General features: G+C 58.7%; 11 protein-coding genes. 6 read left to right on the plus strand and 5 right to left on the minus strand.

Going from position 1 to position 12,910, the window contains the following annotated elements:
* The first annotated feature begins 58 nt into the window (after positions 1–58).
* Positions 59–1,567, plus strand: a complete 1,509-nt coding sequence (locus V1572_RS17180; RefSeq protein ID WP_008500292.1) for an anion permease — start codon at positions 59–61, stop codon at positions 1,565–1,567.
* A gap of 52 nt (positions 1,568–1,619) precedes the next feature.
* Positions 1,620–3,269: a class I fumarate hydratase FumA gene (fumA, locus tag V1572_RS17185; protein WP_069718952.1), complete on the plus strand. Its 1,650-nt coding sequence runs from the start codon at positions 1,620–1,622 to the stop codon at positions 3,267–3,269.
* Here fumA and V1572_RS17190 read toward each other — a convergent pair.
* Positions 3,258–4,151 carry a LysR family transcriptional regulator gene (locus tag V1572_RS17190; protein ID WP_048029380.1) on the minus strand — a complete coding sequence of 298 codons (894 nt, stop codon included), beginning with the start codon at positions 4,149–4,151 and terminating at the stop codon, positions 3,258–3,260. The two genes, fumA and V1572_RS17190, sit on opposite strands and share 12 nt — an antisense overlap.
* Positions 4,152–4,257: 106 nt before the next feature.
* Between V1572_RS17190 and V1572_RS17195 the strand changes: the two genes are divergently transcribed.
* From V1572_RS17195 to V1572_RS17205, 3 genes are all read left to right on the plus strand, one after another.
* Complete coding sequence (locus V1572_RS17195) at positions 4,258–5,556, plus strand: serine hydrolase (protein ID WP_069718951.1); 1,299 nt, start codon at positions 4,258–4,260, stop codon at positions 5,554–5,556.
* 280 nt (positions 5,557–5,836) lie between these two features.
* Positions 5,837–7,150 (plus strand): MFS transporter, encoded by a 1,314-nt coding sequence (locus V1572_RS17200; protein ID WP_395299408.1) that lies wholly within the window; start codon positions 5,837–5,839, stop codon positions 7,148–7,150.
* On the plus strand, positions 7,147–7,935 hold the full coding sequence (locus V1572_RS17205) for a substrate-binding domain-containing protein (RefSeq protein WP_069718950.1): 789 nt from the start codon (positions 7,147–7,149) through the stop codon (positions 7,933–7,935). Before V1572_RS17200 ends, V1572_RS17205 begins: the two co-directional genes overlap by 4 nt.
* Here the strand turns inward: V1572_RS17205 and V1572_RS17210 are convergent.
* The 3 genes from V1572_RS17210 to V1572_RS17220 form a co-directional block, all read right to left on the minus strand.
* Entirely contained in the window at positions 7,910–8,809 is a 900-nt protein-coding gene (locus V1572_RS17210; protein ID WP_045908141.1) for a LysR family transcriptional regulator, read from the minus strand. The two genes, V1572_RS17205 and V1572_RS17210, sit on opposite strands and share 26 nt — an antisense overlap.
* Positions 8,810–8,903: 94 nt before the next feature.
* On the minus strand, positions 8,904–10,433 hold the full coding sequence (locus tag V1572_RS17215) for a cryptochrome/photolyase family protein (RefSeq protein WP_069718949.1): 1,530 nt from the start codon (positions 10,431–10,433) through the stop codon (positions 8,904–8,906).
* The gene (locus tag V1572_RS17220) at positions 10,430–10,576 is read right to left on the minus strand and encodes a DUF2256 domain-containing protein (RefSeq protein WP_071530926.1); all 147 of its coding nucleotides are present in this window, start codon (positions 10,574–10,576) and stop codon (positions 10,430–10,432) included. The genes V1572_RS17215 and V1572_RS17220 overlap by 4 nt, the downstream gene beginning before the upstream one ends.
* 216 nt (positions 10,577–10,792) lie before the next feature.
* On the opposite strand from V1572_RS17220, the gene mtfA reads away from it, so the two are divergent.
* Entirely contained in the window at positions 10,793–11,593 is an 801-nt protein-coding gene (gene mtfA / locus V1572_RS17225) for a DgsA anti-repressor MtfA (protein ID WP_069718948.1), read from the plus strand.
* Here the strand turns inward: mtfA and V1572_RS17230 are convergent.
* On the minus strand, positions 11,590–12,801 hold the full coding sequence (locus V1572_RS17230) for an MFS transporter (protein ID WP_395299409.1): 1,212 nt from the start codon (positions 12,799–12,801) through the stop codon (positions 11,590–11,592). The two genes, mtfA and V1572_RS17230, sit on opposite strands and share 4 nt — an antisense overlap.
* Positions 12,802–12,910 lie beyond the last annotated feature (109 nt).

Consider the following 12,910-nt stretch of genomic DNA (forward strand, 5'->3'; position numbering starts at 1 on the left):
GAAAGTGATTTTGTTTTTTCAGTACGACCGAATCTTTGACAACTTAAGACGTGAAACTATGAATACAAAAACTGCTGTAACGCCCCCTGTGGCGAACCAGGCATCAAATGGAAACGCAAAACGTCTGCTGATGATGGCACTGCCCGTCATCGTCGCCGTACTGCTGCTGTTTGTTCCGGTACCGGAAGGTCTGCCTCCTTACGCATGGCACTACTTCGCCATTTTCGTTGGCGTAATCGTGGGTTTGATCTTCGAACCGCTGCCGGGCGCGGTGATCGGTCTGACCGGCGTGGTCGCCATTGCCCTGTGCAGCCAGTGGGTGCTGTTCAGCCCTGAACAGCTGGCTGACCCGAAATTCAAGCTGGCAGGCGCCTCCTTTAAGTGGGCGGTGAGCGGGTTTGGTAACTCGACCGTCTGGCTGATTTTCGGTGCCTTCATGTTCGCCGCAGGCTATGACAAAACCCGCTTCGGCCGCCGTCTGGCGCTGATTCTGGTGAAATACCTCGGCCGTCGCAGCCTGACGCTCGGTTACGCGATTACGTTTGCTGACCTGCTGCTGGCACCGTTCACCCCGTCCAACACCGCGCGCAGCGGCGGGACCATCTACCCGATCATCGCTAACCTGCCGCCGCTGTACGGTTCTAAACCGAACGACCCAAGCGCGCGTAAAATTGGTTCGTACCTGATGTGGGTGGCGATCACCGCGGCCTGTATCACCAGTTCAATGTTCCTCTCCGCCCTCGCGCCGAACCTGCTGGCGCTGGCGCTGGTGAAAAGTACGGTTGGGATCGATATCTCCTGGGGCACCTGGTTCCTCGCCTTCCTGCCGCTGGGTATCCTGTTGATTCTGGCCATGCCGCTGCTGGCTTACTGGTTCTACCCACCAGAAGTGAAGGTGAACAACGAAGTGCCGCTGTGGGCGACCCGTGAGCTGGAAAAACTGGGCAAACTGTCCCGCAATGAAATCCTGCTGCTGGTGTTCGTGTGCTGTGCGCTGCTGATGTGGATCTTCGCCGCCGCGTGGATTGAACCCGCTATGGCTGCCCTGCTCATCGTCGGCCTGATGCTGTGGACCGGCGTGCTGGAGTGGAACGATATCACCGGTAACAAAGCGGCGTGGAACACCTTCGTCTGGTTCGCCACCCTGGTTGCGCTGGCGGACGGCCTCTCCTCTACCGGCTTTATCAGCTGGCTGGGTAAAGAAGGTGGTCTGTTAATGAGCGGTATCTCTCCGGGCGTGGCGACCATCGTCCTGCTGCTGGCGTTCTACCTGCTGCACTACCTGTTTGCCAGCACCACCGCGCACACCACGGCGCTGCTGCCAGCGATGCTGACCATCGCCTCCACCATTCCGGGCATGAATATGGAAGTGTTCGTTCTGCTGATGGTGACCTCGCTGGGCGTGATGGGGATCATCACCCCGTACGGTACTGGCCCAAGCCCGATCTACTACGGTAGCGGCTACCTGCCAACCAAAGACTACTGGCGCCTCGGCACCATCTTCGGTGCCATCTTCCTGGCGGCCCTGCTGCTGATTGGCTATCCGTGGATGTCCATGATGTTCTGATTTCTGACCGCCGGGGCCTTCCTCCGGCGGTTTTATTTTTGTGGAGCAAGCTATGTCAAACAAACCGTTTATCTACCAGAACCCCTTCCCTCTTGCGCATGACGACACCGAATACTACCTGCTGACCAAAGAGCACGTCTCCGTTGCCGAGTTCGAAGGCCAGGAAATCCTGAAAGTGGAGCCGGAAGCGCTGACCCTGCTGGCGCAGCAGGCCTTCCACGACGCCGCATTTATGCTGCGTCCTTCCCACCAGAAGCAGGTTGCCGCCATCCTCAACGACCCGGAAGCCAGCCAGAACGATAAGTACGTTGCCCTGCAGTTCCTGCGCAACTCCGAAATCGCGGCCAAAGGCGTGCTGCCGACCTGCCAGGATACCGGCACCGCGATCATCATGGGTAAAAAAGGCCAGCGCGTCTGGACCGGCGGGGGTGACGAAGCGGCCCTGAGCCAGGGCGTGTATAACACCTACATTGAAGACAACCTGCGCTACTCCCAGAATGCGGCACTGGATATGTATAAAGAGGTGAATACCGGTACCAACCTGCCCGCGCAGATCGATCTCTACAGCGTGGACGGCGATGAATACAAATTCCTGTGCATGGCGAAAGGCGGCGGCTCTGCCAACAAAACCTATCTCTACCAGGAAACCAAAGCGCTGATCACCCCGGCTAAGCTGAAAAATTACCTGGTTGAGAAGATGCGCACCCTCGGCACCGCGGCGTGCCCGCCGTACCATATCGCGTTTGTTATCGGCGGAACCTCGGCGGAAGCCACGCTGAAAACCGTGAAGCTGGCTTCCACGCGCTACTACGACGCGCTGCCAACGGAAGGCAACGAACACGGCCAGGCGTTCCGCGATGTTCAACTGGAACAGGAACTGCTCCAGGAAGCACAGAACCTCGGCCTCGGCGCGCAGTTTGGCGGTAAATACTTCGCCCACGACATCCGGGTGATCCGCCTGCCGCGCCACGGCGCGTCCTGCCCTATTGGCATGGGAGTTTCCTGCTCCGCGGACCGCAACATCAAAGCGAAAATCAACCGCGACGGGATCTGGATTGAGAAGCTGGAGCACAACCCGGGCCAGTACATTCCTGAATCGCTGCGCCAGCAGGGCGAAGGCGATGTGGTCAGCATCAACCTGAACAAGCCGATGAATGAGATCCTGGCGCAGCTTTCCGCGCACCCGGTCTCTACCCGCCTGTCGCTGAACGGAACCATCATCGTGGCGCGCGACATCGCCCACGCGAAGCTGAAAGAGCTGATCGACAACGGTGAAGAACTGCCGCAGTACGTCAAAGATCATCCGATTTACTACGCGGGCCCAGCCAAAACGCCGGAAGGCTACGCGTCTGGCTCACTCGGTCCAACCACCGCAGGGCGCATGGATTCGTATGTGGACTTACTGCAGTCCCACGGCGCGAGCATGATCATGCTGGCAAAAGGCAACCGCAGCCAGCAGGTGACGGACGCCTGCCATAAGCACGGCGGCTTCTACCTGGGCAGCATCGGCGGCCCGGCGGCGGTGCTGGCGCAAAACAGCATTAAGAGCCTGGAGTGCGTCGCGTATCCTGAGCTGGGCATGGAAGCCATCTGGAAAATTGAAGTCGAGAACTTCCCGGCGTTTATCCTGGTGGATGACAAAGGCAACGATTTCTTCCAGCAGATCCAGAACCAGCAGTGTAAAGGCTGTTCACAGCGCTGAGTGCTTCCATACGTCCGGCAAGAGCGACAGCGTTTCAGCGATCGTGCTGCGCTTGTCGCTTCCCGGCTTCCAGATGGTGACCATCGTCTGACCAATCCCCTGGCTGCCCACTTCGGTGTGCAGCCTTTTTACGTTTTGCCACTGCCCGGCGTGAAAATGCGTCGGTAAGAATCCCCAGCCGCAGCCGCGCTCCAGCAAACCGCGCAGCATCTCCGGTTCATTGGTAAAGAGGGTATGCCCGGAAATCTGCAGGCGGCGCGCCACCGGCTCGTCCGAGGCGGGGTGCATGACGACCTGGGGCACCAGGGAGAGATCGAGCAGCGACAGAGGCGAAGAACGGTCAGCAAACAGCCCGCTGGCGGCATAAAAATCCATATCGATGGCACCCAGGGCGCGCCACTCCATATCATTGCCCACGCTGCGGTTGCGTGCCTGGCAGATGGCGAGATCCGCGTCGTTGTTCGCCAGCAGCCGTTCCGATTCATCCCGCGAGGCGCAAATAAGGCTCAGGCGGATTTTTCGCACCGCCATTTCAGCAATCACCCCGTGCAGAAAGGCTCTGGGCGTAAAAGGATCGTAGACCAGCGTCAGGTCCTGCGTGGCACCGTGCGGCACCTCTCTGGCAAACGCCTCAAAGGCTTTTACCTGCCGCATCAGCAGGTGCGCCTGGCGCTGAAGCTGCTCCCCTTCGGGCGTGAGCCGCAGGGTGCGGCCGTCGCGAATAAACAGCGCGTAGCCTAACCCATCCTCAAGAAAATCAACCAGATCGCGAAGCGTCGTTCGGTCCTTCTTCAGCGCCACCGCGGCTTTACTCAGGCTCCCGTTCTCGGCCACGGCGGTAAATGCCTCGAGCTGTGCAAAAGAGTAAATCAATCCCGCCACGCTACGCTCCTTCTGTTTTTTGGGGGGATTTTCCCCCGCTACGCGTTTTTTATTATAGCCCCGGGGTTTTTAAACTGAAGCCGTTCCTAACCTGTAAGAGACGGATATGAAAAACAGAAAAGTAAACCATGCCCTGCTGGCGGGCCTTGTCTTCAGCACCCTGCTCTCCCCTGCGGCAGTGGCGGCCTGTAAAGGCACCGACCTCAGCGCCTGCCCAGCCCCCTTCGACACCACGCTGCCAGACCCCCATAAGATGCTCACCTGGAGCCAGGCCGATCGCGTGGTGGGCTTTCGCAATGACTACCGCAACTACGCCGGGGATCGTTTCCGCCACGGTAACGCCGTGCCGCTGCAAATGTCGGACAAGCCGCTCACGGACGCACACTATCAGGTCAACGGCAGGCGCTACGGCCTTCAGGAGTACCTCCAGCGCCAGAACGTCAGCGGCATGCTGGTGCTGAAGGACGGCAAAATCGCCTGGAAGTATCTTGGAGAGGGCAATACCGACTCGACGCTCTGGACCTCGCGCTCGGTTGGGAAATCGGTGGTATCGGCGCTGGTGGGCGTGGCCCTCAAAGAGGGAAAGATCCACTCGCTTGACGATCTGATCACGCGGTATGAACCCGACCTGAAAGGCACCGCGTGGGATGGCGTGACGCTCAAACAGCTGATCACCCATACCTCCGGCGTGGCCTGGAACGAGGATTATACCAACCCCCACTCCGACTTTGCGCAGCTCACCGAGTGCGAGGCGAAACCGGGTACCTATGACTGCGTGCGCAAGCTGGTGAAGGGGTTACGCAGAGCGCATCCGGCCGGAGAGAGCTGGTCTTACTCTTCGGGTGGCGCCTGGCTGCTGGGTGACGTGCTGGAGCGGGCCACCGGCATGACGCTCGCAGCCTATCTGGAGAAAAGCATCTGGCAGCCTTACGGCATGGCGAGCGACGGCGTGTGGCATGCCTACAGCAAAGGCCAGCACGACGTCGGCGCGCACGGCTTTAACGCCACGCTGGAGGACTGGGGACGCTTCGGGCAATTTATCCTGAACAACGGTACGCTGCCGAACGGTAAGACCATCCTGCCGGAAAACTGGATCCGGCAGTCGTCAGACTGGACGAAGGCCAAAGGCTCGGTATCAGACGCCCATCCCGAGGGGCTGTACGGCTATCAGTGGTGGAACAATGAAGTGCCCGCGAACGCCGCGGGCGTAGAGCCGACGGCACAGGATTCGCTAAAAGGTTCGCTCTGGGCGCTGGGCATTTTCGGGCAGATGATCGTGGTGAACCCGAAGGAAAATCTGGTCATCGTCCAGTGGTCTACCTGGCCGCAGGCGGAGCCGTCCTTCAGCGCCCAGCCGCTGGAAGCTTCTCTGATGTTTAGCGCGATCGCCAGGGCGCTGCGCTAAAATGCATCCGCCGGGTAATGAAGCGGTTACCCGGCGCATTCTGAAACGGGCCTCTGCGCCACATCACAAAATCGCAATATCAGAGACTTACAGAATATTGGTGAATAAAAAGCCAACGGTTTGTTAAGTTATTGTTGCCATTAATTGTATTTATCAGTCGAATTATATTCATGCAAAAAATGCATCAGTCGATGCGGCATTTGCGCTTATCTAATTCCTCATCCTGATCCAGTTTTCAGAAACAGACGCGTAAAACGTCAACAATAAACTGGAGATAACCATGTTTTCCTCAACCTCACCTGCAACCGTACGGTCGAAAGCGGGCGCGATACTTCGCGTCACGTCCGGCAACTTTCTTGAGCAATTCGATTTCATTCTGTTCGGCTTCTATGCCACCTACATCGCCCACACGTTCTTCCCGGCGAGCAGTGAATTTGCGTCGCTGATGATGACCTTCGCCGTATTCGGCGCGGGCTTTTTGATGCGTCCAATCGGGGCCATTGTGCTTGGCGCGTATATCGACAAGGTGGGGCGCAGAAAGGGGCTGATTGTCACGCTGTCCATCATGGCGGCGGGGACCTTCCTGATCGTGCTTATTCCGTCTTATCAAAGCATCGGTCTGTGGGCGCCGCTGCTGGTGCTGACGGGCCGTCTGCTGCAGGGTTTTTCCGCCGGCGCGGAGCTTGGGGGCGTGTCGGTCTATCTGGCTGAAATCGCCACGCCGGGCCGCAAGGGTTTTTACACCAGCTGGCAGTCCGGTAGCCAGCAGGTCGCCATTATGGTCGCCGCCGCAATGGGCTTTGCGCTGAACGCGATGCTGGAAGAGAGCGCTATCCGCGAATGGGGCTGGCGCATCCCGTTCCTGTTCGGCTGTTTAATCGTGCCGTTTATCTTCTTCCTGCGCCGCAAGCTGGAAGAGACGGAAGAGTTCAGCGCGCGTCGCCATCATCTGGAGATGCGTCAGGTCTTTAAAACGCTGCTCGCGAACTGGCAGGTGGTGGTCGCGGGCATGCTGATGGTGGCGATGACCACCACGGCCTTTTATCTGATCACCGTCTACGCCCCCACCTTTGGCAAAAAGGTGCTGATGCTGAGCGCGTCAGACAGCCTGCTGGTCACGCTGCTGGTGGCGATCTCTAACTTCATCTGGCTGCCGGTGGGCGGTGCCCTGTCGGATCGGTTCGGGCGCAAGCCGGTGCTGATTGCCATGACCCTGCTGGCGCTGGCGACCAGCTACCCGGCCCTCACGCTGCTGGCGAGCGCGCCCAGCTTCTCGATGATGCTGAGCGTGCTGCTGTGGCTCTCCTTCCTCTATGGCCTCTATAACGGCGCAATGATCCCGGCGCTGACGGAAATTATGCCGGCTGAAGTGCGCGTGGCGGGCTTCTCGCTGGCTTACAGCCTGGCAACGGCGGTCTTTGGCGGCTTTACCCCGGTCATGTCCACCGCGCTGATTGAATACACCGGCGACAAAGCCTCGCCGGGCTACTGGATGAGCTTCGCCGCGGTATGTGCCCTGCTGGCGACGCTCTACCTCTACCGCCGCCGCGCGGTATCGCTGCAAAACACCGTCAAGTCAGAGGGGGCAGTATGAAACGCACTTATCGCTATACCGCCAGCGCGCTGGTGCTGACGTTCCTGAGCGTCAATGCCTTTGCCCAGGACGTGAAGGTGATGATCTCAGGCGGTTTTAAAGCCGCCCTTGAAAAGCTGGCCCCGGAATATGAACACCGGACCGGGGATAAAATTGTGATCATCCCCGGCCCCTCAATGGGCAATACGCCGCAGGCGATCCCAAACCGACTGGCGCGCGGCGAGAAGGCCGACGTGGTGATTATGGTGGGCGATGCGCTGGAGAAGCTCGAAAAGGCCAGCCAGACCCAGCCGGGTTCGCGAACGGAACTCGCGGATTCTCCCGTTGGCATGGTGGTAAAAAAAGGAGCGAAAGTACCGGATATCAGCAGCGATGCGAAACTGCGTGAAACGCTGCTGCAGGCCAGCTCCATCGCCTACTCTGACAGCGCCAGCGGCAGGTACGTCAGCCAGGCGTTATTCAAAAAGCTGGGAATAGAAAAAGAGGTGGCGGGTAAAACGACAAAGGTCGAGCGTATTCCGGTCGCCTCAGAAGTGGCCAAAGGAAAATACACCCTCGGTTTCCAGCAGGTTAGCGAGCTGTTGCCGGTTCAGGGCGTCACCTTTGTCGGGAAAATCCCTGACAATTTGCAATACATCACGCGCTTCGCGGGCGCGGTTACCCGCCATGCAGAACATCCCGGGGAGGGGAAAGCGCTGTTGACCTATCTCGCCTCACCGCCCTCAAGGGCCGTCATTACGGAGACGGGGATGATCCCCGTTACGTCCGGCGATACTGCTCGGTGATCTGCTTTTCCAGTTCAGCCGCAATATAAGACTGGATGCGCCCCCGGCGCCGGATAAGCCCCACGGTGCGTTTCACTTCCGGCGCCATCAGCGGCAGATGCGTCAACAGCGTGTGCTCTGAGGTCGGCATTGACATGGCGGGAACGGCAGCGATGCCGATCCCCGCCTCAACCATACCGAGCATCGTGGTAACGTGACGTGTTTCGCAGACACTGGGCCGCTCGGGAACGATATCCCCCAGCATCCGGTCGAGCAGATTGCGGTTGCCTGACGTTTTATCGAGGGAGATATAATCCTGCTGGTAGAACGTCTTCCATGTCAGGTGACTCTTCTGCGCGAGGGGATGATCCTTTCTGCACGCCGCGACGTAGACATCCTCCACCAGCGGGAAAAATTCGATTTCAGACGGCAGGTTTCCTGCAAAGCAGATACCAAAATCCGCCTGGCTGCGGGCCACGGCGTCAATGACATTGCCCGCGCTGCTGTCGATGAGCTTAATGCGAACACGCGGATAGCGAGACTGAAAACGCCGGATCACGTCAGGCATAAAGTAACAGGCCGCGGAAGGTACCGTGGCAACCGTGATCAGCCCCGTCCGCTCTTCACTGGCCTTATCGACATCCGCGAGCATTGACTCAACGCTGTCGAGCAACTGTGCGGAGCGCTCAGCAAAGTTTTGTCCGTAGAGCGTCAGCGCCACGCGGCGGGTGGTGCGATCGAACAGCCTGTTTCCCAGCGCGGCTTCCAGCTTTTCAATCCTGCGGCTCAGCGCCGACTGGGATAAACAGATAGATTCAGCGGCGACACGGAAGTTACCGTATTCCACTAACGCTCTGAAAGCATAAAGATCGTTAAGGTCAAAATTCACGGGCATAGCGTCTGGATGTCCTGTCAGGGAATACGCAACAAAGTCAAAAATAATAGCGTCTTATTGACCTGCCGCAACCGCCCAGGCGTTGAAATACCGATCAGAGGTCGTTGAGATGCAGGCGGATGTACCCGGCGCGGTCTGCAATGGCCTGCCGATCCTCTTCCGTCATGTCCGCTAGCTGTTTAAAGACAATGCCCAGGCGGGGATTGTTACCGAGACGCGCCTTATTGCGCGCAAAGAAGTCCCAGTAAAGGGCATTGAAGGGGCACGCCTGTTCGCCGGTACGCTGGTTGTGTTGATACCGGCACCCCTGACAGTAATTACTCATTTTATGAATATATGACGCGCTCGAGACGTAGGGTTTACTCGCCAGTAACCCGCCATCGCCAAACTGGCTCATGCCGAGGGTGTTGGGCAGCTCCACCCACTCAAAGGCATCAATATAGACGCCCAGATACCATTCATGGACCGCCTGCGGCGACAGGCCGCTGAGCAGGCTAAAGTTTCCAATGACCATCAGGCGCTGGATATGGTGGGCGTAAGCCTCGGTGAGCGACTGCCCAACGGCATGCGCCAGGCAGCGCATCTGCGTCTTGCCCGTCCAGAACCAGTCCGGCAGCGGGGCGTGCTGGTCTAAGGCATTCAGCTCCCGATAGCCCGGCATCTGCGACCAGTAGATCCCGCGCACATACTCCCGCCAGCCGAGAATTTGTCGGATAAACCCTTCTACGGCAGGCAGCGGCGCGTGGCCCGAACGCCACGCCTGCTGGGCGGCCGCGACCACTTCCCGCGGATTAAGCATTTTAGCGTTCAGCGCGAATGAAATTAACGAGTGGAAAAGAAAAGGTTCCTCCGCGTGCATCGCGTCCTGCCAGTTTCCAAACTGCGGGAGCACGTGCGCGATAAAATCATCCAGCCTGGCTTTGGCTTCCGCACGGTTGAGCGGCCAGCGAAAATTGTCGGCCTGCGGTTCGCCGAAGGTCTTTACGCCGCAGCGTTGGATCTCCGCCCATAAGGCGGAACGATCGTGGCAGGGACGCGCGTCCACCGGCGCGGGAGGCTCGCCGGACCAGCGCTTGCGGTTTTCAGCATCGAAATTCCATTTCCCCCCTTCCGGCTCGCCTTCAGAGGTTAACAGGACGCCGTGCTGACGACGCATTTCCCGATAAAAGTACTCCATTCGCCAGCTTTTGCGTGACGCAAAGAACGCGCTGACCTGTTCCCGAGTGGTGAAAAAATGCTCGCTACTGACGCAGGCCGTTTCAACGGAGACCGTCTTCGCCCACGCCTGCAGCTGCGTATCAAGACGCCATTCGTCGGGCTCCTGCCATATCACCCTGTCCGCGCGGTAATGCGCGACAAGCGCGTTGAGATTGTCTTCCAGCGCGCCGCGGTTTGAGCCGTCGGAGAGTCGGACATACCTCACCCGATGCCCCTTCTCTTTTAATGCAGAGGCAAACGCGCGCATGGCGGCGAAGATAGCGATAACTTTCTGGGCGTGATGAAGCACGTAGGCGGTTTCTGCCCGGAGTTCCAGCATCACGTAAATGACGTTCGGACTGCAGGTATCAAACCAGCTGTGATGCGGATTAAGCTGATCGCCCAGGATCAGACGCAGCTCGGTCAACGGTGGCTCCTGCGGCAACGCTCAGAACAGTATTTAACCTCATTCCAGCATTTCGCCCATTTCTTGCGCCACGTCATGGGCCGCTGGCAGTGCACACACAGTCGACTGGGCAGGTCCTGCTTGTTACCTTTGAAATCGCTCATCTTTTCAATACCGCACTGATTAATTCACCCCACCTGCGGATAAAGGCCACGACAGACTTCACAAAATGAAGGTGATGCCCGCAAACCGCTACCCACCGCTACGTACGAAATGATAGTTTATTCAGGCTGGATTTGTCGCAGTGAGCGATTTTCTGGCATCTTAACCGAACCTGACTTTCCCATTTTTGTTCAAATGACGAGTTTGCGAGCAAAGCGATGATAAAGTGGCCCTGGAAAACGAATGAGGCTGGCCGGGATGTGGCGCTGCCATGGGATGACGCGCTGACGATCCCTGTTCTGGCTAATCTAACCCCGGATGAACAATCGAAGCTGGTTCAACTGGCGGATCGTTTTTTGCAGCAAAAACGCCTGGTACCACTGCAGGGGTTTGAACTCGATCCCCTGAAAAACGCCCGCATCGCCCTGCTGTTCTGTCTGCCGGTGCTTGCACTCGGCATTGAGTGGCTGGACGGTTTCCACGAAGTGCTTATCTATCCCGCGCCGTTCGTGGTGGATGACGAATGGCAGGACGACATCGGGCTGGTGCATAACCAGCGCGTGGTGCAGTCCGGACAAAGCTGGCAGCAAGGGCCGATAATCCTCAACTGGCTCGATATTCAGGACTCGTTCGACGCCTCCGGCTTTAATCTGATTATTCATGAGGTGGCGCACAAGCTGGATACCCGCAACGGCGATCGCGCCAGCGGCGTTCCGCTGATCCCGCTTCGCGAGGTCGCGGGCTGGGAGCACGACCTGCACGCGGCGATGGATAACATTCAGGATGAAATAGACCTTGTGGGCGAGAGCGCGGCCAGCATTGACGCCTATGCGGCAACCGACCCCGCTGAGTGCTTTGCGGTGCTCTCCGAGTATTTCTTCAGCGCGCCAGAGCTTTTCGCACCCCGTTTCCCGGCCCTGTGGCAACGTTTCTGCCAGTTTTATCAGCAGGATCCGCTCCAGCGCCTGCGGCAGAATGAGGGGTCTGGCGGGCATTCCTCCTCCCGCCAGGTCCATTAAGCTTTTTCAGCAGGGGTACGCTCGGTTGACCATACCCCTATGCTCAGGGCTAAAAACAGCAGCGCCATTCCCCATGCGGCCACCGTTAAAGCCTGCTCCCCGTAAAAGCGCGTCACGACCGGCACCAGCAGTGCGCTGACGCCGTAGCCTAACGTGTGGCTGGTGGCGATGACGCCCGCGCCTTTCCCCGTGGTCAGCCGATCGTTCAGCAGAAGCTGGTAGCCCGGCGTGGCCATCGCCGCCCCGAGTGACGTGATAACAATCCCCACGTAGAACAACATTAAACCGGCAACAGCCATCAGCCCAAGCCCTGCCACCATCAGCACCGCCGCGATACAGAGCAATGTCACCGGGCTGAAATGCTGCGGGCGGACCACCAGAAACTGTGCCGCGAGCGTGGCCAGCGCGGCCAGGCTCAGCAGGAGCGCGACATGATGGCTGATCTCCCGGGCGTTACCGTCCAGCAGCGGGCTAAGATGCGGTGACAGGCCAATCTGCATCAGGCTCACCAGCGCCGCTAGCAGCAGCGCCAGCAGCAGGAACGGCAGCATGGAGGCCTGCAGGCGGGTTGCCTGGTGGGCTACCGGTGGCAGCGGCGGGTCAGCGACTTCGCGAAGCACCAGCAACAGAGCGAGAAGCGGCGCAACCGCCATCAGCCAGAGCGGCGCCACCGGATTAACGCTGAGCATCAGCGCCGCCAGCGGTGGGCCGAGCAAACGCCCGCAGCTGAGGCCGGAGCTTATCGTCGCCAGCGCCGCCATTCTTTTCTCCAGTCCCGCACGCTGAATCGCCCACGTCTGGGCCGCAGGCACCAGCCCCGAGACCGTCAGTCCGTAGAGCAGGCGCGAGAATATAAGCCCCGCCAGCCCCCAGACCGTATCCAGCCTTCCGGCCGCCATCGCCCAGACCACCAGCGCCATCACAACAAAACTGGCCAGATAGCCGCTTAGTGAGGCCAGCATGACGGACTTACACCCCTTCCGCTCGCTCTGACGCCCCCACCAGGGCGATGCCGGTAAAAAGAGCATGGATCCAAACATCAACAGCCCGGCCCAGACCGAGAGTGACAGCCCGGTCAGGGTGACCAGCTGCGGGAGCATCACCAGCAAACCGTTTTGCCCGATGCCCAGTAAACCCGCAGATAGCGCCAGGGGCCAGTTAGCTTTTGAGGTGACGTTTTTCGTCAAGGTTTCAGAGTCAGCGCGCATGAGAATGTGAACATAGTGTCAATAAATGTGTGGAAATTATGAAGTTTATGAAAACAAATATTGCAAAAATGGTTGCGACTGTAAACAGAATGAATATCATAACGAGAAT

It is taken from the genome of Enterobacter quasiroggenkampii (genome assembly GCF_043972695.1).
Taxonomy (GTDB): Bacteria; Pseudomonadota; Gammaproteobacteria; order Enterobacterales; family Enterobacteriaceae; genus Enterobacter; species Enterobacter quasiroggenkampii.